Origin of the sequence: Nocardia sp. NPDC047654, assembly GCF_043205035.1 — a bacterium.
In the GTDB taxonomy this organism is placed as follows: Bacteria; Actinomycetota; Actinomycetes; order Mycobacteriales; family Mycobacteriaceae; genus Nocardia.
In genome coordinates this window covers 1-21,238 of the sequence record NZ_JBIDDF010000022.1, presented here as the reverse complement: position 1 = coordinate 21,238, position 21,238 = coordinate 1, and the positions used below count along the sequence as shown (strand labels likewise).

Annotated in this window: 21 protein-coding genes and 1 pseudogene; 7 read left to right on the top strand and 15 right to left on the bottom strand. The window is 68.1% G+C overall.

What is annotated here, in order from left to right; translation table 11 throughout:
* Positions 1–12 precede the first annotated feature (12 nt).
* The 4 genes and pseudogenes from ACGF7Y_RS33405 to ACGF7Y_RS33390 all read right to left on the bottom strand — a co-directional run bounded on the left by ACGF7Y_RS33405 (position 13) and on the right by ACGF7Y_RS33390 (position 3,635).
* Positions 13–513, bottom strand: a complete 501-nt coding sequence (locus tag ACGF7Y_RS33405) for a CAP family protein (protein ID WP_393240983.1) — start codon at positions 511–513, stop codon at positions 13–15.
* An 836-nt stretch (positions 514–1,349) separates the two neighbouring features.
* Complete coding sequence (locus ACGF7Y_RS33400; protein WP_393240980.1) at positions 1,350–2,939, bottom strand: phosphatase PAP2 family protein; 1,590 nt, start codon at positions 2,937–2,939, stop codon at positions 1,350–1,352.
* Positions 2,940–3,267: 328 nt separating this feature from the next.
* A pseudogene (locus tag ACGF7Y_RS33395) lies at positions 3,268–3,441 on the bottom strand (TetR family transcriptional regulator); the annotation flags it as partial.
* Entirely contained in the window at positions 3,357–3,635 is a 279-nt protein-coding gene (locus ACGF7Y_RS33390; RefSeq protein WP_393241143.1) for a hypothetical protein, read from the bottom strand. The pseudogene ACGF7Y_RS33395 and the gene ACGF7Y_RS33390, both read right to left, overlap by 85 nt.
* 63 nt (positions 3,636–3,698) lie before the next feature.
* Here ACGF7Y_RS33390 and ACGF7Y_RS33385 point away from each other — a divergent pair, with 63 nt between their 5' ends.
* Positions 3,699–3,902 carry a hypothetical protein gene (locus ACGF7Y_RS33385; protein WP_393241149.1) on the top strand — a complete coding sequence of 68 codons (204 nt, stop codon included), beginning with the start codon at positions 3,699–3,701 and terminating at the stop codon, positions 3,900–3,902.
* A gap of 141 nt (positions 3,903–4,043) precedes the next feature.
* Here the strand turns inward: ACGF7Y_RS33385 and ACGF7Y_RS33380 are convergent, their stop codons facing one another.
* The 10 genes from ACGF7Y_RS33380 to ACGF7Y_RS33335 form a co-directional block, all read right to left on the bottom strand.
* Complete coding sequence (locus ACGF7Y_RS33380) at positions 4,044–5,417, bottom strand: hypothetical protein (protein WP_393240977.1); 1,374 nt, start codon at positions 5,415–5,417, stop codon at positions 4,044–4,046.
* A complete protein-coding gene (locus ACGF7Y_RS33375; protein WP_393240974.1) occupies positions 5,414–5,800 on the bottom strand; it encodes a hypothetical protein in 387 nt (128 codons plus the stop codon). The genes ACGF7Y_RS33380 and ACGF7Y_RS33375 overlap by 4 nt, the downstream gene beginning before the upstream one ends.
* Positions 5,800–5,988, bottom strand: a complete 189-nt coding sequence (locus ACGF7Y_RS33370) for a hypothetical protein (RefSeq protein WP_393240972.1) — start codon at positions 5,986–5,988, stop codon at positions 5,800–5,802. The genes ACGF7Y_RS33375 and ACGF7Y_RS33370 overlap by 1 nt, the downstream gene beginning before the upstream one ends.
* The gene (locus tag ACGF7Y_RS33365) at positions 5,985–7,847 is read right to left on the bottom strand and encodes a hypothetical protein (protein ID WP_393240969.1); all 1,863 of its coding nucleotides are present in this window, start codon (positions 7,845–7,847) and stop codon (positions 5,985–5,987) included. The genes ACGF7Y_RS33370 and ACGF7Y_RS33365 overlap by 4 nt, the downstream gene beginning before the upstream one ends.
* 89 nt (positions 7,848–7,936) lie before the next feature.
* Positions 7,937–8,812 carry a lysophospholipid acyltransferase family protein gene (locus ACGF7Y_RS33360; protein WP_393240966.1) on the bottom strand — a complete coding sequence of 292 codons (876 nt, stop codon included), beginning with the start codon at positions 8,810–8,812 and terminating at the stop codon, positions 7,937–7,939.
* An 18-nt stretch (positions 8,813–8,830) separates the two neighbouring features.
* The gene (locus tag ACGF7Y_RS33355) at positions 8,831–9,532 is read right to left on the bottom strand and encodes a hypothetical protein (protein WP_393240963.1); all 702 of its coding nucleotides are present in this window, start codon (positions 9,530–9,532) and stop codon (positions 8,831–8,833) included.
* Positions 9,532–10,092, bottom strand: coding sequence for a hypothetical protein (locus tag ACGF7Y_RS33350; protein ID WP_393240960.1), 561 nt, complete (start codon positions 10,090–10,092; stop codon positions 9,532–9,534). The genes ACGF7Y_RS33355 and ACGF7Y_RS33350 overlap by 1 nt, the downstream gene beginning before the upstream one ends.
* Before the next feature lie 146 nt (positions 10,093–10,238).
* A complete protein-coding gene (gudD, locus tag ACGF7Y_RS33345; RefSeq protein WP_393240957.1) occupies positions 10,239–11,585 on the bottom strand; it encodes a glucarate dehydratase in 1,347 nt (448 codons plus the stop codon).
* Entirely contained in the window at positions 11,582–12,997 is a 1,416-nt protein-coding gene (locus ACGF7Y_RS33340) for an MFS transporter (RefSeq protein WP_393240954.1), read from the bottom strand. Before ACGF7Y_RS33340 ends, gudD begins: the two co-directional genes overlap by 4 nt.
* 126 nt (positions 12,998–13,123) lie before the next feature.
* Positions 13,124–14,047 carry a LysR substrate-binding domain-containing protein gene (locus ACGF7Y_RS33335; RefSeq protein ID WP_393240952.1) on the bottom strand — a complete coding sequence of 308 codons (924 nt, stop codon included), beginning with the start codon at positions 14,045–14,047 and terminating at the stop codon, positions 13,124–13,126.
* 103 nt (positions 14,048–14,150) lie between these two features.
* Here ACGF7Y_RS33335 and kdgD point away from each other — a divergent pair, with 103 nt between their 5' ends.
* Positions 14,151–15,065, top strand: coding sequence for a 5-dehydro-4-deoxyglucarate dehydratase (gene kdgD, locus ACGF7Y_RS33330; RefSeq protein WP_393240949.1), 915 nt, complete (start codon positions 14,151–14,153; stop codon positions 15,063–15,065).
* On the top strand, positions 15,065–16,666 hold the full coding sequence (locus ACGF7Y_RS33325) for an aldehyde dehydrogenase (NADP(+)) (protein WP_393240946.1): 1,602 nt from the start codon (positions 15,065–15,067) through the stop codon (positions 16,664–16,666). The genes kdgD and ACGF7Y_RS33325 overlap by 1 nt, the downstream gene beginning before the upstream one ends.
* A gap of 86 nt (positions 16,667–16,752) precedes the next feature.
* Here the strand turns inward: ACGF7Y_RS33325 and ACGF7Y_RS33320 are convergent, their stop codons facing one another.
* Positions 16,753–17,019 carry a hypothetical protein gene (locus tag ACGF7Y_RS33320; protein WP_040871936.1) on the bottom strand — a complete coding sequence of 89 codons (267 nt, stop codon included), beginning with the start codon at positions 17,017–17,019 and terminating at the stop codon, positions 16,753–16,755.
* Positions 17,020–17,365: 346 nt separating this feature from the next.
* Between ACGF7Y_RS33320 and ACGF7Y_RS33315 the strand changes: the two genes are divergently transcribed.
* The 4 genes from ACGF7Y_RS33315 to ACGF7Y_RS33300 all read left to right on the top strand — a co-directional run.
* Entirely contained in the window at positions 17,366–18,151 is a 786-nt protein-coding gene (locus tag ACGF7Y_RS33315; RefSeq protein WP_393240943.1) for a FadR/GntR family transcriptional regulator, read from the top strand.
* A gap of 3 nt (positions 18,152–18,154) precedes the next feature.
* Positions 18,155–18,889: a cache domain-containing protein gene (locus ACGF7Y_RS33310; RefSeq protein ID WP_393240940.1), complete on the top strand. Its 735-nt coding sequence runs from the start codon at positions 18,155–18,157 to the stop codon at positions 18,887–18,889.
* A 98-nt stretch (positions 18,890–18,987) separates the two neighbouring features.
* A complete protein-coding gene (locus ACGF7Y_RS33305) occupies positions 18,988–19,203 on the top strand; it encodes a hypothetical protein (RefSeq protein ID WP_393240938.1) in 216 nt (71 codons plus the stop codon).
* Positions 19,204–19,658: 455 nt separating this feature from the next.
* Positions 19,659–21,238 (top strand): amino acid adenylation domain-containing protein (locus tag ACGF7Y_RS33300; protein WP_393240935.1); only part of this gene is annotated, 1,580 nt, incomplete at its 3' end.

Below are 21,238 nucleotides of genomic sequence, written 5' to 3'. Positions count from 1 at the left end.
GACAGGCCCGGCTCAGCGCGGGCGTGCCACGTTCTGGGGGAACTGTCCCTCTACGTTGCCGGGTGGGTTGTAGAGACCGACGACGGCAGTCCAGCCGCCCTCCGAGGCGTACCCGATACCGAGTCGGGTGCTGGCCTTCCACACCAACTGCGTGAAATGACCCGTTGACATGCTGAACCCGGGGTTGTCGAAGTCGTAGTTCTTGATCTCGTCGTACCACATCTGCGTGCCCATCTGGACAAAGGAGACAGCGTCCCAGCTGCCCTGTCCCCCGACGAGGTTCTCACCGGACCCGTTCTTATAAGGGCAGCTGTGATCGATCGCGCGCTTTTGGGCGTAGTACTGCGCGCATTTCTGGGCCTGGGCGTTCAGGTTCTGGGTCAAGGTCATGGCCGGGGAGCCGTGCTTGGCCCGGTACTTGTTGTGCAGGGTGAGCCCGGTCTGCGCGTAATCGCTCTGTCCGGCGGCGGGGCCGCCGCCGGTGACGAGCGCGGCGAGCATCACCGCGGCCATAACCGATACCAACCGACCGACACGCACGACGACCTCCCGAGGCAGAGCAGGACACAACAGAAACGAACCACACGGAACTCGGAACCCCCACAGGCCGTGAGTGTTTCGGGACCAGGTGAGCATACTCGGGCTCGCCGCACTGCTCCTCGAATCCCCCGACACGCACTCGACCCCGGCAGCAGGCACCCCGCGAAGGCGGTACAGCAAAGGCTGGGCAGCTGCGAGCTGGCGCAATCCCAACGGTAGAACGGGTTCGGCGGATAATCCATCATCCCAAGTCATCGCGAGATTTGTGAGAGACGGAGAAGTTATCCAACCCTGCAATGGAGTATGCGGCCCACCCGAACCGGGACGCCCCCACAGGACTCGCACCCGAACCTTCCACAGCACGATGGGAGTCCCAGAGGTAGGCACCACACGACAGGAACCCACCCAGGATGGTGGCGCTGGCGTTGCCGATGACCACGCTGAGGGACGCACTCCTTCTTCCCGCTGGGTCTGATCGAGCGGCGCTGGCCGCCATGGGATTTCGAGCTGGGTAGGGGATCCGATCGTGATGGCCGCGGGGACGGCGTCGGTGAGCGTGATGGCCACCGACGCCTGGGCCAGGGCCAAGGACGTCGTGGGGGCTGGTGGCGGCGGGTGCGCCCGGATCAGGCCGACCAGGTGGGCGTCGAACTCGACCAGTTGCGTGTCGACGCCGTCGCCGCCCGCAATGGCGGTGACACCGCGACGGAGGACGCTCTGGCGGGGGTATGGCGGCTGCGCCTACATCGGTTGATCACCGGGAAACCCTGGCCTGCACGGAGAACTCCAGCGATTCGTGCGCGATGACCTCACACCGATGGTGAGCGCCGGGGATCAGAGCACCGAGAAGACCACCCGGATACGCGAAAGACCCGCGATCGACTCGAGTCGTGGGCAGATGCTCCTGGACTCGGCCGGGACGGCGGCTGACCAGAGGTCGCGACGGGTTGGACGACCCACCAGACGATCACGGTCCATATCGAAGACAGCAGGACCGAACCGATGACGTCGGTGGGATGGTGCGCACCGGCATAGATGCGCTGCACGCCCACCAACACGGGAATCAGGATCGGTGCGGCGGCGAAGAGCCGGTACCGGCCTCGGCGGGTGGTGGCCCACAGGAGTGCGGCGGTACCTCCGTAAAGCGTCAGCGAAGCAGCGACGTGCCCGGAGGGGAAACTCGCGGTGGGTGGAAGCTCGGGATCGAGGTGTGGGACATGAGGGCGGTCACGGTCGACGATCGCGGCGGTGGTCAGAAACAGCGTGATCTCACCCAGCAGTGCGATGCCGAGGAACAACACCGGTCGCCAGCTGCGCAGGAGACCAACCGCCAGAGCGGCGACGATCAGGGCGAGCGTGATGACCGCGGTGGTATTGCCGAGTTCGCCGAACACTCCGAGGACGGAGGTGAGCGTGGGGTTACGGTGTTCGGCAAGCGCCGCCGTAATGCCGTGGTCCCACCGCAGGACAGGGGCCTCGGACTCCGGGGCGCGCACCAGCATGCCGATTCCGACGAGCAGCCCGACGAGCAGCACCCACGCGACCGCCAGCTCGCCGATCCCGCGCCATGGGTGGGGCAGGGTGGGCGGATGCCGAAGCGGGACCGGCCGCAAGTCGTCTTCGTCGGCCGGCGGTACGTCACCGGGTAACGGGCCTGCGTCGTCGACTCGCGCGTCGCCACGCCATCGGTGGAACGCGACGGTGGCCAGCACGAGCCACAGCGACCCGAGCAGCCAGCCCGCGAGGACGTCGGTGAGGTAGTGCGCGCCGAGGGCTATCCGGCTGAGCCCGACCCCGATCACGATCAGGACTGCGAACCCGATCAGCGCGCGGCGCGGGCCCGCTTGCAGGGCGGGAGCGAAAACCAGCAGGACAACGCCGTAGCACACGAGTGATCCCATCGCGTGCCCACTGGGGAAGCTCCACCCGCCTGTGCTGTAGACGGGAGTCTCCACCACCGGACGTAGCCGTTCGACAAGCTCTTTCACGACCGGGTTGAGAATCAGTCCGCCCGCGCCTGTGAGTACCACGTAGACGGCGAGTCGTGGCAGACGACGCAGCAGCAGCCAGAGCCCGCCGACGGCGAGCGCCAGGACCAGCGTGCCGGTCCCTCCGAGATCGGTGATACCGATGAGGATCCTCCGCAGAATCCTGTCCTCCGCCACCACGGAGACCAGGCTGTCGGTGACCGCTTGATCCACGGTCTGCAGTGGCGCCCACCGCGCCCGGACCAGTGCTGTGAGTACACCGAAGCCGATACCGACGGCCGCGACACCCAGCAACGCCGCGGCACTACGGACAGCGAATCGTTCTGCGGCCGCGACCTCACTTCGATGGACCGGGCCGCCAGGGCGGTCAGCGCCCGCCATGGCATACCCGTCGTGCCGGTCGACAGACAATGCAACACCTCCTGCGATCGTGCGACACCCCGCCCGCGCGGCGAAGACCAACGACAGGCCGCCACAGCACCTTCGGGTCCGGATATCGTTCGTCGTCCACGGTTTCCCGTTAGCAGCGGCCGCAATCAATCCGGAAAGTGGGTCGACAGTCCCCGCGATCTCCGCACGGATGTGCTGGGCGATCGCATCGAACCGCTCACGGCAACCGGCCCGGCTCCGCCACTGGCCCGCCGCCCGTCCTGGTGCGCGGGTTGGTAGTGGCGAGGATTCGGTCGACCAGTCGGTCGACGTAGTCGGTGGTGATCGGTCCCATGCCGAAGAGGATCCGAATGTAGAGGGGGGCGAGGATGTGGGCGAGTATGTCGAGCGCTTCGGGTGGATTCTCGCCGCGGTTCCGGGCGCGGTCGAGCATTTCCGCTAGTTGCCTGCCGCGTTCGGCGAGGAACCGGTCTCGCGCTTCGGTTCCGGCCGTACCGCCTCGAGACAGCGAGATGACCAGCTGTAGGACCGCGAGCCCCTGGGTCCGGTCACGTCGCGTGCGACGCCCACGGCGTAGCTGCGCAGGTCGCTGTCGAGACTGCGGGTGTCGGGTATCGGCGAATTGGTTGTCAGCCAGGTGATGGCCACATCCGTGGTCAGCGCTTCGAGCGTGCCCCACCGTCGGTAGATGCTCGAATCGGCGACCCCTGCGCGCACCGCCACCTCTCCGACGGTGCAGTTGCCGTATCCGCGCTCCACCACCAGTTCGATGACCGCCCGATGCACCGCAGCCCGCAATCGGGCATGCGCACCGGCTGGGCGAATTTCGCGACCACCGGCAAACCCGGCTGGGCACCCTACGATCCGCAGGCACGAACCACCCGCGGCTACCACGCCGAACCGATCACCCAGCTCCAACCCGAGGAACCCTCACGCCGCATCTGGTCCCCCCACCACTTCGACACCCTGGATCTCACGAGCTGAAACAACCAGCGAGAGAATGGCTTTGCTCCGGGCGGCTGGTTCAACCGAGACGGTGAAGTCGCGGAGTGTCTCGGAATCAACGGCTCGCCCGCGGGTGCCAAAGCCTCGGCGACCCCGAACCATGACAGGTAACCCGACGCGCTATGAACCCACATACGTGGCGAATTCGCTGCCGAACGGGTGCTCTAACAGTAGATAGAGACCGGTGAAGGTGAAACCCACCATGACCAGCATCAGAGCCAGTTGACCGGTGACCCGGTGGGCCTGCGGCAGCAGCCGCAGGCAACGGTCGTGCGCGGCGGCTACGCCGAGGATGTGGCCGATCACCACGGCCAGCACCTTGATCGTGCCGAGCACCGCGGGGTGGGTGGACAGGAGGTAGGCGACGTCGCGGTCGGCGAGGCCGGCGAGGTTCCATCCTCGTCCGAACGGATCCGCGAACAAAAGCACCGTCGACTGGCCCTTCTCGACCAGGAACGTGAGGTAGTGGGCCACCAGATAGCCCGCGACGATCGGGGTCAAGCTGTGGGCGAGGCGCACCGGAAGCAATGTCCGCTCGGCTGCGGAGAGGCCGCCGGTGGCGCGGGACGCGGTCCGGAACGCGACGGCGACGACGAGGATGAAGCCCAGCAGCCCCGCCGTCTTCAAGAGGGTCGGCAGGACATCGGATCCGCTGTCACCGGCGTCGGCCAGCAGCCGGCGCCAGGAAGGAAATGTGGTGAAGCTGTCGAACGCCGTCGAGCCGAGCAAAGTGGCGGCTACGGCCACCCCGCCGATCCGCACCGGGGTGCCCGCCAGGTTGTCCAACGGCGATCGCAGGACGAATGCACCGGTCTCGCTTCGGCCGACCGGGCTCAGCCTGCCCACCAGACTGCTGTATACCTCCAGCGGATCGGCCTGCTCGGCCCATGCGGTGCCGCACACGATCAGTCCCGTCGTGCTCACCACGAGGTAGGCCACGAACCACGTGGTCACGGCGCTCACCGAACCGGGTTCCGGGTAGGCAAGTTCGAGCCACACGAAGGAGAACAACCCCAGCACCGCGGGCCACTGTCCCCAAGAATCGGGATAACGCACCAGACCGTCGGCGGGCCGACGCCTCCACACCAAGCAGATGGCGCGATGCAACGCACGCACCGGTGACAAGACCTTCCACACGGGTCCGGCGACCAGCGAGGCGACCATGACACCGACCCACAGGAAGACGTAGACGACACCTGGGACGGGGTTGCGTGCCGGGTCGGAAGGCCCGAACAGGCCGATCGCGACGACGGCGACGGTGGCGGCCACGCTCACCGTCGAGATCGCGACCCGGACCGCCCGCGAGTCCACGACAGCTCGCACTACCGACGGCAGCGCGACCCCCGGCGACCGGGAATCGAGCCGGGGTTCGCGCCAGGCGAGCACCAGCACCGCGAACGAGAAGGTCAAGGCCCAGGCGGCTCCGATGAGCGCGTACGACAACGGGATCGGCAGGTCGGTGGCGCCGCCGATGCCGTGGGCGAGAACTGTCATCCGCGCACGAGCAGCGTCGCCACCGTGCGGCGGGCGTGGTGCAGTTCGATCTCCACCCGCCCTGGCACGTCCACGGTGAAGCGGAACCGCTGACCGGCACCAGGGGCGATCGCGAAGGTGTGCTCGGGCGTGGCATGGACGTGCAGTTCGTCGTCGGTGTCGCTGTCGACCACGATCTCGATCGGTCGTCCCACCCTGGTTTCCAGGCGGACGTCGGCCGGGCTCACCGAGCCGGAGGCGATCCGCACGGCGACGACGAGACTGTCCGACTCCCCGGCTTCGGTTGCCGTCGGCGCGGTGGCGGCGGGATCCGATGAGGCGCAGCCTGCCACGAGCAGACCACCCACGAGGACGAGCGCGCCCCAATGCCGCGCGAATGCCATCACTCCTCCTTCTCCCCGCCGTGCTCGGACGGCGAACCGGACGCTCGATCGCGCTCTTCGGCGCGACGATCTCGCACAGCGACGAAGACTACGACGGCGACGACGAGCAGGGCGGGCAAGAAGGCGGGTATCGCGAGCAGGATCGAATGATCGGCCAGCACGTCCACCCCGCCGGAGCCACGAGTCATCGCGAAACCACTGGTTCCGGTACGGCCGTTCGGCTCGTGCGCGGATACCGGTCGTTGATGCGCGCCGCGCCCCAGGACAGCGCCCCGACGAGGATGAGGCTGCACGCCAGCACGACGAGCGACGCCGCGGCGAACAGCCAGGAGGGGTAGTCGAACGACCGCTCCCGCTGGAGCACGGAGATCTCGCCGATGAACGGCCGGGTGAACGAGGCGAGCGCAGGCACCTCCTCGACGCCGATGCCGGGGTCGGCGGCCATGAAGATCGGCGCCGCGGTCAACACGCGCCCGTCCTGCATGCGCAGCACGGTCTTCCACGACCCGTGAGCCGGAACGGGTTCGGTGGAGACGTAGTGCCCGGCCTCCACTCGCTGCAGGTGGTCGACGACCAGCCCGCGGCCGGGACTGTCCGAGCCGATCCCGCCCTGCCAGGCGAGGATCTGCATCCATTCGGGATCGGAACCGACGAGATCACCGGGCGTGACGCGGACGTCCGCGAGCACCATCCTCCCGTCCGTGTCCGATCCGGCGTCGCGCAGTGTGACCGTGGCGGTGGCCTGCTCCGGTACGTCGATCAGCAACCCGTTGGCGGTCGCGGCCGCCACGATCAGCACCGCGGCGACCATCAACCCGCGGCGCACCGGCGGACGTGGCAGCGGCTCGCCCCGCAACGTCATCGCCAGCAGCGCGCCGACGACACCGCCCGCGATGCCGGTGGGCACTGCCATCACCAGCAGTTCCGGCCACATGGCGGTCGGCCATGGGTTGACGAACATCGCCCCGACCCAGAGCGATTCGAGCCACAGCCCGACGGTCGCGATCCCCAGACCGCAGATCGCGCCCCACCAGATCGGCCGCCGGGTGAGCGGCAGCAGCGCGAGCAGTTCCACGACGACCGCACAGCCCAGATAGAGCGGGAAGACATTGCGTGGCGCGTCGATGATCGGACCGCCGACCAGCACGGCCACCACGGTCCGGACCAGAGCGGCGAAGCCGACCACCACCAGCGTGCTGAACGGCCCCAAGCTCGCGCGCGCGGCGACCAGGGAGATGGCCGCCGCGGCGGCGATGAGCATCGGTTGCAGCACGAGCCGGAATTGCTGCACGCCGAAGTCGAATTCCACCTGGAATACCGAGAGCCCGATGAGCAGGCCACCGAAGGCGAACGACCGCAGCAACCACATCAACCGGCCGTCGGCGCGGTCGGGTTCGGGCTTGCTGTGCCGGCCCTCGAATTCGAGCAGCAACACACCGACCAGCGACAAACCCGCGCCGCCGATGAGCATCAGATGCGTCGGCCCCCACAGCGTGACGTCCTGCCCGAAGATCCGGTGCCAGATGTCGTCGAGGGGGAAGCCGATCAAGGCGTAGAGACCGGCGCCCGCGATCAGGATGCCGCCGACGGGCGCGTACCAGGTACGGGTGATGCGGACCGCCGCGGCGCCTGGCTTTTCGTCCAAGGGCAGCACGATCGCCGACATCCCGGCGGTGAACAGGAAGAACAATCCCGCCAGGATGAAGTAGTGCGCCGGATTCGCCAGCGGGCCGTTGTCGCGGCCGTTGCCCACGTGCAGGCTGACATCCCAGATGAAGCCCAGCAAAGCCGTCAGAATCGTCGCGAGGAACATCGCGAGCGGAAGGGCGACCCAGCCGGGGCGATTGAACAGTCGGCCGAGACGATCGGCGACCCGCTGCAGCCAGCTGATCCGGCGGGTGCGGTGCAGATACCCGACCCACAGCAGGACGAGGGCCACCACTCCGGCGGCGCCGGTCATGATCGCTACCTGGTCGAGCGCCGCTCCGCCGCCCTCGGCGCCGGGTGCGGCGAACCATCCGACCTGTTCATGCGCGATGTCGCGCATGGGAGACCTCCATCACACGCAGGAATATATGTTACGAACGGTACCATAAAAGGTATCTACAGGGCCGCGAATGGCGCGGACGGATCCGTTCAGCCCACGATCGGCAAGTTGCGTTCCTCGTCCAGCCTGGTCAGCGCCTCTTGCATGATCCCGGTGACATGCTGGTAGGCCGCCTTCGGATCGAGCTCGGGACCCGACACCGCCCGCAGATCGATCGGGTCCAGGAACTCGACGGTGATCTTGCTGGGCAACGGCAGATGCCCGGCGAGGTCACCCACGTCGAGCCCCCACGGAAGAGCGATCGAAATGGGGAAGACCTTCAGCCGCAGCATGCGGTCCAGCCGCAACAGGCGCGCGATCCGGTCCCCGCGGGTGAGCACCAGCTGGGTCTGCTGCGCACCGATGTTCACCACCGGCACGATCGGAACCCGCTCGTTCCAGGCCAGGCGGAGAAAACCGGTGCGACCGGCGAAGTCGATGCGGTCCTCCTCCCAGGTCGGGCGGTGCACCTCCCAGTCGCCCCCCGGGTAGACCAGCACCGCGGCACCGTCGCGCAGCGCCTGCTCGGCGTTGTCCGGATCGGCGTTCACAGTGCCGAAGCGGCGCAGCAACGAGCCGATCACCGGGTAGGCCATCACCATGTCGTGGGCGAGCTGGAAGAAGGGCCGGTGCGGGCCGAAACGCCGGACGAAGGCCAGGGTCGTCACCAGCACCTCCGGCGAGACGTTCCCGCCCGAGTGGTTGCTCACCAGCAATACCGGCCCCTGCTCGGGAATCCGCTCCAGGCCGCGCACCTCCGCCCGGAAGTAGAGGCGCACCAAGAGCCAGCCGAGGCCCATGGTGTCCGCGATGAACTTCGGGTCACGATCGGAGGGGTCCGCGGTGGGAACCCGCGCTTTCACTTGCCGGGCGACCCAGTTCGTCGCGTGATCGACCGTTCCGCCGGCCAGTCGGAAGACACTCATGGGCAACGACTTCCGTGACTAGCCGCCGATCGAGAGCAGCTGGTCGAAGAACGCCCGGTACCCGCGCAGCGCCTGCCGCAGCCCCTCGGTGTCGGACGTGTCGCCGCGCCGCTCGTCCAGTTCGCGTTTGCGCTGCTGGTAGGTGGCGGTGATCTGGTCGATGATGTCGCTGAGCAGTGTGTCCGCACGGGCGACGGCGTCGCTCGGATCGTCGACGAAGGTCACCTGGGCCTCCCGCCACTGAGTGCGCAGGCGATCCAGATCGGTGTCGGCGAACAGCGGCGCGGGCTGGTCTTCGGCCGCGGGGGCAGCGCTCGGCGTGACGCCCGAGCCGGTACCCGAGTCGTGTGAAGCGGCTTGTTCGGCCGTCCCGATGCTGCCACGCTCGGCATCGTCGCCGAGTTCGGTATGTGTGGCGTGCTGTCCTGCCGGAGCGTTCCCGCGGGCCGACTCCGCTTCCTGGGCCACGGGACCGGGCCGATTCGGCTCGGACGCGGCGTCGGTGGTCCGTGCGCGTCCGGCCTCGTCGATCAGATCAGGGTTCGCCGCCCGCTCGGTATCCGGGCGCGTTGCCGCGGATTCGCCCGCCGCGCCTGCTTCGTGACGACGCTCGGCCTCGCCGGACCTGTCGTACTGCGACTCGGCGCGGGTCTCCCCCGCTGTCGCCGACTCCCCTTCCGGCTCAACGCTGTACGGCCGCCGTTCGGACTCGGTACTCATTATTTCACGTCCTTCTTCCCCTGATCGGTCACTCCGACCAGGTCTTCGAACAGTTCCCGGTAGTGCACGATGGCCGTGCGACGATCCTCGGTGGACACCGCGGCGCCCGCGGGCCGAGTCGCGATATCGTGCGCGGCGCGATAATGGCCCAGCGGCTCGGCGTGCTCCACGGAGAGATCCGCCAGCTGCTGCTCGTAGTTCTCCGTGGGGTAGCCGCGCTCTGACATGATCGTGGTGACGAGGCGGTCGGCTTCGGTCAGCGCCCCCGCGGGGTCATCGATGAATCGTTCCTGCACCTCTACCCAGCGGGTGGAATAGACCCGTTTCTCGTCGTCCGAGAGATCGCGTAACCGCAACTGCGAGTGTCTGCGCTCGCGCTCGGCGAGTTCCCGCTCGGCGGTCTTGCGGTCCTCGAGTTCCTGGACCGTCCGGTCGTATTCCGGGCCGAACCGGCGCCGTAGTCGCTGCCTGCGCAGCACGGGCCACACCAGCAAGGCGATGATGGCCACGACGACGACAATCGCGATGACGATGACGATTGCCCATACTCCAGCCGACATCCGAACCTCCTTGTCGAGCTTGTCCGCTGGGGTAATGCCTCCTCGCCGTGGTTCCAAACACATGTTCGTCAAGGGGATTCGACGGACGCGGCAGGGTCGCTCGGACACCCCCTCACATCCGGTGTCCGAGCGGCCCTGCGACGAGTTCAGCGCACCAGCGCCGGTCGCTTGCTGTCGAAGCGCCAGCCCGGCACGAGGTACTGCATGGTCGCGGCGTCGTCGCGATCGCCGAGGCCCGCCCGGTGGTAGAGCTCGTTGGCGGCGGCGATCCGCTCGTCATCGAGGTCGACGCCGAGTCCCGGGCGCGCGGGCAAGGTGAGCATGCCGTCGGCGATGCGGTAGGGGTCGCGGGTGATGCGCTGGCCGTCCTGCCAGATCCAATGGGTGTCGATGGCGGTGATGGTGCCGGGGGCGGCCGCGGCGACGTGAGTGAACATCGCCAGGGAGACATCGAAGTGGTTGTTGGAGTGCGAGCCCCAGGTCAGCCCCCACGCGTCGCACAACTGGGCGACGCGGACCGAGCCGGCCATGGTCCAGAAATGCGGGTCGGCGAGCGGGATGTCGACCGCGCCCGCGCGCACGGTATGGCCGAGTTCGCGCCAGTCGGTGGCGATCATGTTGGTGGCGGTGGGCAGACCGGTCGCGCGCTTGAATTCCGCCATCACCTCCCGACCGGAGTAGGAACCCTCCGGGCCCACCGGGTCTTCGGCGTAGGCGAGAACATCGGTGAGTCCGCGGCACAGTTCCACGGCCTCGCTCAGCAGCCACCCGCCATTGGGGTCCAGGGTGATCCGCGCATCCGGGAACTCCTCGGCGAGCGCGCGGACGGCGGCGGCTTCCTCCCGCCCGGCCAGCACCCCGCCCTTGAGTTTGAAGTCCCGGAAGCCGTAACGCTCGCGGGCGGCGCGGGCGAGCGCGACCACCGCGTCCGGAGTGAGCGCCGCCTCGTGCCGCAGCCGCTGCCAGGTATCGGCGTCGGCGGGCTCGTCGGCGCCGGATCGATAGGGCAAGTCGGTGCGGGTGCGGTCGCCGACGAAGAACAGGTAACCGAGCACCGGCACCGCGATGCGCTGCACGCCGTCGCCGAGCAGCGCTGCCACCGGCACCTCCAGGTGCTGTCCGAGCAAGTCCAGCAGCGCGGATTCCACGGCGGTGACGGCGTGCACGGTGACCCGCAAATCGAACGTCTGACTGCCGCGCCCACCCGCGTCGCGACCGGCGAAGGTGCGGCGGATGTCGCCGAGCACGGCGTGATAGTCGCCGACGGAGCGGCCGAGCACCAATTCCCTGGCGTCGGTCAGTGTGGCGCGGATGCGTTCACCGCCGGGCACCTCACCCACCCCGGTGCGCCCCTCGGAATCGGTGAGGATCACCAGGTTGCGGGTGAAGTAGGGCGCGTGCGCGCCGCTGAGATTGAGCAGCATGCTGTCGTAGCCCGCGATCGGCACGACGCGCATGCCGGTGACGCGCGGAGTGCGCGGCGAGGATGTCATGACCGATTCTCCGAGGTGGTAGCGGCAAGGGCGTTCGAGAAGGCGACCGGTGCGCGGTCGGCGGCGTCGGCGGTGGGATCGGCGGTGGGATCGGCGGTGGAACCGGAGTCGTCGGTGATAGAGCGCGCACCACGCAGCAGCAGCACCGAGGCCGCGGCGAGCACGGAGGCGGCGGCCAGCGCGTACAGACCCCAGGTCACCTCGCCGGTGGCCGACTTCACCAGACCGAAGCCGTACGGCGCGACGAAGCCGCCGAGGTTTCCGAGGGAGTTGATGATGGCGATGGCCGGCGCCAGGACCAGCGGGTGCAGTCCCGACTGCGGGATGGACCAGAACAGCGGGCTCGCGCTCTTGAAGCCCATCGCCGCCACGCACAGGAACACCAGGGCGAGCCACGGCGAGGTGATCGCGGCCAGATAGGTGCCGACCGCCGCGGTGAGCAGCGCGATGATCAGCAGCGGCCGCCGGTTGCCGGTGCGGTCACCGATCCGGGCCGAGACGTACATGGCGACCACGGCGCAGATCCACGGCAGGGAGGCGAGCAGGCCGACGGTGATGTCGTTCACGCCGTCGATGCGGCGGACGATCGAGGGCAGCCAGAAGGTGTTGGCGTAGATGGAGAGCTGGATGGCGAAGTAGATCCAGCAGAAGAGCAGCAGCTTCGGATCGGCGAGCATGCGCCAGCGCGACGCTTTGTGCGCGACACCCGAATTGACGGCCTTGTCGATCTCCTCGTCGGCGATGGTTTCGCTCAGCGCTTTCCGCTCCCCTGCGGTCAGCCATTTCGCGTCTTCGATCCGGGAATCCAGAAAGAAGAAGGCGATACAGCCGACGATCACCGAGACCATTCCCTCGAGACCGAACATCCATTGCCAGCCGTGCAGGCCAGCGCCGCCGTCGAGCGAGAGCAACGGACCGGACAGCGGCCCGGAGATCGCGGCCGCGATCGACGACCCGGCGACGAACAGTGCGGTGGCGCGGCCGCGGTGGCTATTGGGCAGCCATTTGGCCAGGTAGAAGATCACCGCGGGGAAGAATCCCGCCTCCGCGGCACCGAGCAGGAAGCGCAGGACATAGAACATCGTGGCGTTCTGCACGACCATCATCGCCGCGGAGATCAGCCCCCAGCTGACCATGATCCGAGTGAGCCAGATCCGCGCACCGAACTTTTCCATCATCACGTTGCTCGGTAATTCGAACAGCGCGTAGGCGATGAAGAACACGCCCGCGCCGAACCCGTACGCGGCGGCGCCGATGCCGACGTCCGCTTCGAGATACTCGCGGGCGTAGCCGATATTGGATCGGTTTATCTGGTTGCAGATCAACATGACGATGAACAGCGGGACGACGCGTCGAAAGAATTTCGATACGGCCGCATCCAGTTCCGCAGTCGGCTGCCGAGTGAACGACATCGTCCACTCCTTTCGGTCGAACCACCACCGCGCTCCACGGTGCTGTGGGAAAGAGATCCTCGGGGCGAGTGACTCGCCTCACAGCACCGAACTTAGAGAGCAGGCACGATTCCCGTCCAACACCATTTACGGATGAATCGATACAGGAAAGGTATCGGACGACGTTTCGCGCTGTTGCCCCAGCCCGGCGAGTAGGCGGGTCAGCGCCGGGTTCTCGTGGTCGTGCGGCCAGACGAGATCGAGTTCGACCACCTTGGCGACGTCGGCCAGTGGTCGATACCGGACGTTGTCGAACCGCATGCCCGCCGCCGACTCGGGTACCAGCGCCACGCCCCAACCCAGGTCGACCAGGGCAAGGATGCTGTGCACCTGGGTCATGTACTGGGTCACCACCGGCACCACCGCCGCGGCGTGCAGCACGCTGGTCACCAGTTGGTGGAAGTAGCGCGCTTCGACCGGGGCGTGCATGACCATCTCCGCGCCGTGCAATGCCGTGACCGGCAAGGGCTCGGCCGAGCCGGCGAGCGGATGACCACCGGGCAACGCCGCGATCAAGCCCTCGCGCACGAAGGTGCGGGTGGCCAGATCGGGCCGGGTGATCGGCGGGCGCACCATGCCCAGATCCAGCGATCCCTCCGAGAGCGCCTCCACCTGGTCCATCGTCACCAGCTCGCGCAGTTCCACATCGACGTCCGGCAGCAGCGAACGCGCGGTCGACAGCACCAGGGGCAGGCCGGAGTGCACGCTGGCGCCGGTGAAACCCACCCGCAGCACACCGCCGGTGCCCGCCGACACCCGGCGCACCGCCAGCGCCGCGCGCTCGGCCTGCTGCAACAGGCGGCGTGCGTCCACCAGGAAGGCCTGACCGGCACGGGTGAGGCGGACGGTGCGATTGGCACGATCGAAGAGTTCCGCGCCCACCTCCTTCTCCAGCAGCTGGATCTGCCTGCTCAGCGGCGGCTGCGTCATCCGGAGCCGCTCCGCCGCGCGCCCGAAGTGCAGTTCCTCGGCGACGGCCACGAAATGGGTGAGCTGCACGAACGTGAACATTCGATACCGACCTTGTATTGAAGGATATGCAAACAGTGTTGGACGTGAATCATAAATCGTTCCTAGGGTGGGCTCAGCCGGCCCATCGAACAGGAGAGCCACCATGACCACTGCCGCACCGCAGGACATCGCCCGGAAGCTCGGCTCCGGACTGTTGTCTTTTCCGGTCACCCATCTGCGCGCCGACGGCTCGTTCGACGAGGCCGCCTATCGGGAGAACATCGCCTGGCTCGGCGGCTACGACGCGTCCGGCCTCTTCGCCGCGGGCGGCACCGGCGAGTTCTTCTCGCTCACCCCCGCCGAGGTGGAGCAGGTGGTCTCCGCCGCGGTAGCCGAAGCGCCGGAGGGAGTGCCGGTCATCGCACCCGCCGGGTACGGCACCGCCACCGCGGTGGAGATGGCGCGGGCGGCGCAACGGGCGGGTGCGCACGGAATCCTGCTGCTGCCGCCTTATCTCACCGAGGCCAGCCAGGAAGGACTGGTCGCCCATGTCCGGCAGGTGTGCGCGGCCACCGACCTCGGCGTGATCATCTACTCGCGGGCCAATGCCGCCTACACCGAGAGCGCCGTCGCCGAACTCGCCGACCGGTGCCCGAACCTGATCGGATTCAAGGACGGCATCGGGAACATCGAGCAGATGACCCGCATCTACGCCGCCCTAGGCGACCGGCTCACCTACGTGGGCGGCCTGCCGACCGCGGAGATGTTCGCCCTGCCGTACCTGGCCCTGGGCGTAACGACCTACTCCTCGGCGATCTACAACTTCGTGCCGGAATTCGCGCTCGCCTTCTACCGGGCGCTGCGCGGCGGCGACACCGAGTTCGTGCGCACCGCGCTCAACGACTTCGTGATCCCCTATTGCGACCTGCGCAATCGCAAGCCGGGCTATGCGGTCAGCATCATCAAAGCGGGCATGAAGGTGATCGGGCGTCCGGCAGGCCCGGTGCGCAGCCCGTTGACCGACCTCGACGACGTCGAAGTCGCCGAGCTGGCCGACCTCGTGAAGAAGGTGAGCTGATGACCGCCGCACGCACCGATGCCGCGCCTTTGACCGGCGCCAACCTGGTGGGCGCCACGGACGTCCCGGGCGCCACCGGGCCGTTCCACGCGACCGACCCGGCGACCGGCGCCGACCTCGGCCCGGTGTACCGCGAAGCCGACGACGCGACGGTCGCCCGTGCCGCCGAACTGGCCGCGGCTGCCTTCGAGTCCTACCGGCACACCGGCTTCGGCCCGCGCGCGGCGTTCCTGGACAGCATCGCGCGGGAGATCGAGGCGCTGGGCGATGTCCTCGTCGACCGGGTGATCGCCGAGACCGGGCTGCCCGAGACCCGGGTGCGCTCGGAGATCGGGCGCACCACCGGCCAGTTGCGGCTCTTCGCCGAAGTGGTGCGCGAGGGCAGCTGGACCGGCGCCCGCTGGGACCGGCCGGACCCGCAGCGCAGTCCGCTGCCGAAACCCGATCTGCGGCAACGCCGGATCCCGCTCGGACCGGTCGCGGTGTTCGCGGCGAGCAACTTTCCCCTCGCCTTCTCGGTGGCCGGTGGCGACACCGCCTCCGCCTTGGCGGCGGGCGCGCCCGTGGTGGTCAAGGCGCACCCCGCGCATCCGGGCACCTCCGAACTGGTGGGCCGGGCGGTGCGCGCGGCCGTACGCGCACACGACCTGCCCGAGGGCACCTTCTCGCTGATCCACGGCGGCGTGGACGCCGGCTTGGCGCTGGTGCGCGACCCACGGATCCGGGCGGTCGGCTTCACCGGCTCGCGGCGGGCCGGGCTCGCGCTCGTCGCGGCCGCCGCGGCGCGGCCGGTGCCCATCCCGGTCTTCGCCGAGATGTCGAGCGTCAATCCGGTGTTCGTGCTGCCGGGGGCCCTGGCCGAGCGCGGCGCGCGGCTCGGCGCCGAATTCGTCGCCTCGCTCACCACCGGCGTCGGGCAGCTGTGCACCAGCCCCGGCCTGGTCTTCCTGGCCGACGGCCCCGGCGCCGACGACTTCATCGATGCGGCGAGCGCGACGGTCACCGCCGCCTCCGGTGCACCGATGCTGAACCCGGGCATCGCGTCCGCGTTCGCCACCGGTATACGCCGCTTGGCCGCCACCGAAGCCGTACGCACGGTCGCGACGGGGACCGACGCCGGCGCCGTGTGCACCGGCGTGCCCCAGCTGTTCGTCACCACCGGTGAGCGGTTTCTGGCCGACCGGGAACTTCAAGAGGAAGTGTTCGGGCCCGCCTCGATCGTCGTCCGGGTGACCGGCGAGGAGCAGTTCGCCGCCCTGATCGATGAGCTCGAGGGCCAGCTCACCGCCACGGTGCACGCCGCGCCGTCCGATCGCGAACTCGCCGGAGCCCTGCTCGGCAAGCTCGAACTGATCGCTGGTCGGGTGCTCTTCGACGGCTGGCCCACCGGAGTGGAGGTCGGCCACGCGATGGTTCACGGCGGCCCGTTCCCCGCGACCAGCGCGCCCGCGACCACCTCCGTCGGCAGCCGCGCCATCGAGCGCTTCCTGCGTCCGGTCGCCTATCAGAACGTCCCCGATGACCTTCTCGCCGATGAGATCCGCGCGGACAACCCGCTCGGCATCTGGCGGCGCGTGGACGGGGCCATCACGCGGGACTGAGATCCGGTCCGCGTAGGTACCGAGCGGCACGCCCGGCGATTCCGCCGGGCGTGCCGCCGCCTCGAGTCATGGCCGCTCGGCGGGCGTCATGCCCACGCCTGCTGCCCGGTCGCCATGGGCAGCGGCGGGATGAGTTTCGCCCAGAACTCCCGGCGCACCGCGTCCCACAGCCTCGCCAACTCCGGGAACAGTTCTCGTGCCCCCGCGAGGTCGGGGTAATTCTCGGGACTGAAGGAGACGACGGGCGACGCATCGCAGGTGTTGTCCACGGCGACGATCGCGATCAGATGGTGCCGCACGAAACGCCAGGTCACCCGTACACCGTCGACTTCCGTATGGCGCACATCATCCATCGCCGACACCCTGGCGCCGCGCGCTGCGTTCGTGCTCGCCCTCATGGTCGACCGGCCGTAACACCGTCGTCCAGGCTGCCGACCCGCCACGGCCGCGGGCTCGCCACCGTGGTCGCTCGCTATGACTGCTCCGGCTCTCCGGCATGAAGAAATCCCACTCCGATCGCGACGCCCGTGGGTCCGGGCGCCTCTGCGGCCAGTTCCACGGCGATTAACATAAGACATTAGAGGTCATAGTTCAATGCCGGGGCGCAACTATCGCTGCTCGAGTACGTCCGCTTCCGTGTCGAGCCGGGCATTCGACGGCCGGTACCTCTAATCTCAGACTTCATATTTCAAGTGTTCGTTGACTAGGATCGATCTACATCCCATCGAGGAGTTCGCGTTGTCCAAGCGGGAGAGCGCCGGATTGTCCGCTCTCGGCGCCGTGCTGTCACCGCTCGAGGGTGGCGGTCCGAAAACCGAGGCCGTGGTGCAGCGATTGTGTGCCGCCATCGGCCTCGGCCTGATGGTCGACGGCCAGCAGTTGCCGAGTGAGACCGAACTGGCCAACCAATTGGGCGTCTCGACGATGACCCTGCGGGAGGCGCTGGCCGTTCTCCGGCAACGCGGCATCGTGCACACCAAGCGCGGACGCGGCGGTGGCAGTTTCATCCAGGGCACCGCGGAGGCCTTGGAGAGCACGTCCTTGGTGAAGTTGCAGCAGATGAGCATCCAGGAATTGCGCGATCTGGGGGACGAACACTTCGCCGTCACCGGCGCGGCCGCCGTATTCGCCGCGCGCCGCGGACTGCGGGCCGATATCGCCCGGCTGCGGTCCTTGGCCGACCGGCTGGAAGGCAGCAGCGAACCCACTTCGGCGCGCCGGGCCGACAGCCGCTTTCATATCGAAATGGCGGTGTGCGCACAATCCACTCGATTGACGCGTGCCCAGGTCGCTCTGCAAGCCGAACTCTCCGCACTGCTCTGGTTGCCCGGGTTGGAACTGGATCCGGCGGCCGAAGCCACCGCTCACCGTGACTTGGTGGACGCGATCGAAAGAGAAGACGATACCCGGGCGAGAGAACTGGCAGAATCACAAACCGAATCACGTATCCGCCGCCTCGTCGCCCTTCGCCTGGAGCTCAGTTGATCCATGAGGGACACCGATGAAGATGCCGCCCCGGTGACCGTCGAGTCGCTCGCTTCGGCCGTCACGGAGCTGGCCGAGGACATCTACCAGTCGCTGGGAATCATCGGATCCGAGCTGGCCACACTGTGGGAAGCCTTGACCGGAGAGCGACAACTCGCCCCCCGATCGGCCGACTTGGCACTTCTGCGCGAGACCATCGTCGGCGAACTCGAGCGGCGCGGGAAGCTGCTCGAAAGCGCGGGCGTAGTGATGGCCGACGGCATACTCGCCGATCGCCCCCGATACTTGGAGTGGTGGTTGCTGGACGCGCAGCGCAGGCCGCAACGCCTGGTGCTGGAATTGAATCCCCACAGCGAATACTTCTACGACTACACCGGAATGGAATGGTTCGCGATACCGCGTGAGCAGGGCCGCCGCTGGGCGCATGGGCCGTGTCTCGATTACGCGTGCACCGATCAGTACGTCTGCACCTTCGCGGTACCGGTCACGATCACCTCGGGAACTTTCCTCGGAATCGCCGGTGCGGACGTCCCGGCCGCCTCGATCGAGGAGATTCTGCTGCCACGCTTCCGGGCATATGACCGGCGGGTGGTGCTGGTCAACAACGAAGGGCGCGTCATCATGGGGACCGATCCCGAACTCACCACAGGATCCAAGACGAGCCGGATGGACCGACCCGCCGCGGCGGTGCCCATCGAGGCGACGAACTGGTCGTTGTATCCGCTGGGCCAGCGGTAGCGGCGCCACCCGCGCGGCGGGATCGCGGGGACGGCGTCTGGTGCGCCCCGATGAATGGGGTCGTGCGACGCGCAGGAGTTCGCCGAATACTCGTGCCCATGAAGGCGATCACCACGAGCCTCCTCGTGACGGCCACACTCCTCGCTCCGCTGCCGACCGCGTCCGCCGCGCCGCTCGAACAGCAGGCGCCCATCGCGGAGACCGGGTCGGCGGCGACCGGATCCGCCACCCAGGCGCTGTGCCGATTGCTGCGCATGCTGCGCGCCGGGTACGTCGACAGTTCCGGCGGCGGTCCCGCTTGCACATTCCCCTGACGCCGCGGACGGCAACCGCTCTCGATACAGCCGAGGGATCACCGCGTCCTGGACACGACCGCCGACCCGCCTATGCGCCATCGTTTTCGCCGAGATCGCTTGCTGCGCTTGCATTCTCGGAATAGCAAGCTGGTCGGGCCCGCGCCGCCGAGACCGGGCCTCGGGAGCCGCAGAGCAAGCAGACCGAGGGCCGCGGGGGTGCGGCGGCACTGGACTGGAGCGCCTGGTCGGCGAAAGATGTGAGACGCAGCATAATTCGCCCGGCGCTGCCGTATGCCGTGCCGTAGGCAGGTCACCGGCTGTGTACTGTCCGGGCGGGGGCAGGCACTCTGGGCTTCTCGCGAGAGGACTACCAGTGTGTCTGCGACACCATTGCGAGCAAGTAGCGAGGTTGTGGGTCGGATCGAGGGTGTTCGGTGTGAGAACCGGCGCCGCCTGAAGGAGAGAGTACGGGAATGAAGATGGATCGCCGTTCTGCGCGTGGAAATCGCCGTCGCCGCTCCGGCGCTCCCCTCTTCGGGCAACTGCTCACCGCCGCGGTCGAATCCGCCGCTGACACGGTGGCGATCCGATTCTCTCCGACCGGTGACCCCGCCGACACCGTACAGCTGACCTACCGACAGCTCGACGAATCGTCGTCTCGGCTGGCGCGGGAGTTGATCGACCGAGGACTGGGCCCCGGTGACGTGGTGGCCATCGGCATACGGCGCTCGCTCGAGTCGGTGCTGTCGGTGTGGGCGATCGCCAAGACGGGCGCCGCCTATGTGCCGATCGATCCCACCTATCCGCCCGACCGGATCGCCTACATGGTGTCCGATTCCGGAGCAGCGCTCGGCCTGACCACTTCCGCCTACCGCGAGGCGCTCGGCACCTCCCTCCCCTGGATCGAACTCGACGATCCGCAAGACCAGGAGCGAATCGGGCGGTGGCCCGCGCACCCGGTCTCGTACACCGATCGGGTGCGGCTGCTCACCGAGCAGCACCCCGCCTATGTCATCTTCACCTCCGGTTCGACCGGCCGACCCAAGGGTGTCGTGGTCACCCATTCCGGATTGGGCGCGATGGTGGCGTCCGAACGCGAGCGCTACGACGTCACGGAAGGCTCGCGGGTGATGCACATCTGCTCGCCGAACTTCGACGTGTCGGTACTGGAACTGCTGCTCGCCTTCGCCACCGGATCAACCCTGGTCATCGCCCCGCCGACGGTGTTCGGCGGGTTCGAACTCGCCGATCTGCTTCGGCGCGAACGCGTCACGCACATGCTCATCACTCCCGGTGCGCTGGAATCGGTGGACCCCGCGGGCCTGACAGACCTGCGCGTCGTCATGGTCATCGGCGACAGGTTCGGCCCCCACCTGGTGAACCGGTGGGCCGGTGACGGCCGCGCGATGATCAACGGTTACGGCCCCACCGAGGCCACGGTCATCGCGACCAGCAGCGCGCCGCTCGTGCCGGGTGAGACGGTCACCATCGGCAGCGCGATACCCGGATTCGGCTTGTTCGTGCTGGATTCCCGCTTGCGCCCGGCTCCGGCCGGCGTGATCGGGGAGCTGTATCTGTCGGGTCCCGCGCTGGCGCAGGGCTATCTGGACCGGCGAGGTCTCACCGCGACACGCTTCGTGGCCAACCCGTTCGGCGGTGAGGCCGGTAGTCCTGGGTCGCGCATGTACCGAACCGGCGATCTGGCCCGCCGTCTGAGTTCGGGCGGCATCGAGGTTCTCGGACGTTCCGACTTCCAGGTGAAGGTTCGTGGCTTCCGCGTCGAACTGGGCGAGATCGACGACGCGCTGAGCCGCCACCCGGATGTCGAGTTCGCGGTGACCTTGGGCAAACGGCAACCGAACGGCACGACCATGTTGGTGTCCTACGTGCTGCCCGAAGCGGCCACGGTCGACGCGGCGGGCATCGCGATCGACTTCGACACCACCGAACTCGTCGACTTCATCGGTGAGTCGTTGCCTGCTTACATGATTCCGGCGTCGATCATGGTGTTGCGGGAGATTCCGTTGACGCCGGTGGGGAAGTTGGATCGGGC

Bases quoted from the DNA above. Each gene is read 5' to 3' on its own strand.
- ACGF7Y_RS33405 (WP_393240983.1), bottom strand. From the start codon at position 513: ATGGCCGCGGTGATGCTCGCCGCGCTCGTCACCGGCGGCGGCCCCGCC.
- ACGF7Y_RS33385 (WP_393241149.1), top strand. From the start codon at position 3,699: ATGCACCGCAGCCCGCAATCGGGCATGCGCACCGGCTGGGCGAATTTC.
- ACGF7Y_RS33380 (WP_393240977.1), bottom strand. From the start codon at position 5,417: ATGACAGTTCTCGCCCACGGCATCGGCGGCGCCACCGACCTGCCGATC.
- ACGF7Y_RS33375 (WP_393240974.1), bottom strand. From the start codon at position 5,800: ATGGCATTCGCGCGGCATTGGGGCGCGCTCGTCCTCGTGGGTGGTCTG.
- ACGF7Y_RS33370 (WP_393240972.1), bottom strand. From the start codon at position 5,988: ATGACTCGTGGCTCCGGCGGGGTGGACGTGCTGGCCGATCATTCGATC.
- ACGF7Y_RS33365 (WP_393240969.1), bottom strand. From the start codon at position 7,847: ATGCGCGACATCGCGCATGAACAGGTCGGATGGTTCGCCGCACCCGGC.
- ACGF7Y_RS33360 (WP_393240966.1), bottom strand. From the start codon at position 8,812: ATGAGTGTCTTCCGACTGGCCGGCGGAACGGTCGATCACGCGACGAAC.
- ACGF7Y_RS33355 (WP_393240963.1), bottom strand. From the start codon at position 9,532: ATGAGTACCGAGTCCGAACGGCGGCCGTACAGCGTTGAGCCGGAAGGG.
- ACGF7Y_RS33350 (WP_393240960.1), bottom strand. From the start codon at position 10,092: ATGTCGGCTGGAGTATGGGCAATCGTCATCGTCATCGCGATTGTCGTC.
- gudD (WP_393240957.1), bottom strand. From the start codon at position 11,585: ATGACATCCTCGCCGCGCACTCCGCGCGTCACCGGCATGCGCGTCGTG.
- ACGF7Y_RS33340 (WP_393240954.1), bottom strand. From the start codon at position 12,997: ATGTCGTTCACTCGGCAGCCGACTGCGGAACTGGATGCGGCCGTATCG.
- ACGF7Y_RS33335 (WP_393240952.1), bottom strand. From the start codon at position 14,047: ATGTTCACGTTCGTGCAGCTCACCCATTTCGTGGCCGTCGCCGAGGAA.
- kdgD (WP_393240949.1), top strand. From the start codon at position 14,151: ATGACCACTGCCGCACCGCAGGACATCGCCCGGAAGCTCGGCTCCGGA.
- ACGF7Y_RS33325 (WP_393240946.1), top strand. From the start codon at position 15,065: ATGACCGCCGCACGCACCGATGCCGCGCCTTTGACCGGCGCCAACCTG.
- ACGF7Y_RS33320 (WP_040871936.1), bottom strand. From the start codon at position 17,019: ATGGATGATGTGCGCCATACGGAAGTCGACGGTGTACGGGTGACCTGG.
- ACGF7Y_RS33310 (WP_393240940.1), top strand. From the start codon at position 18,155: ATGAGGGACACCGATGAAGATGCCGCCCCGGTGACCGTCGAGTCGCTC.
- ACGF7Y_RS33305 (WP_393240938.1), top strand. From the start codon at position 18,988: ATGAAGGCGATCACCACGAGCCTCCTCGTGACGGCCACACTCCTCGCT.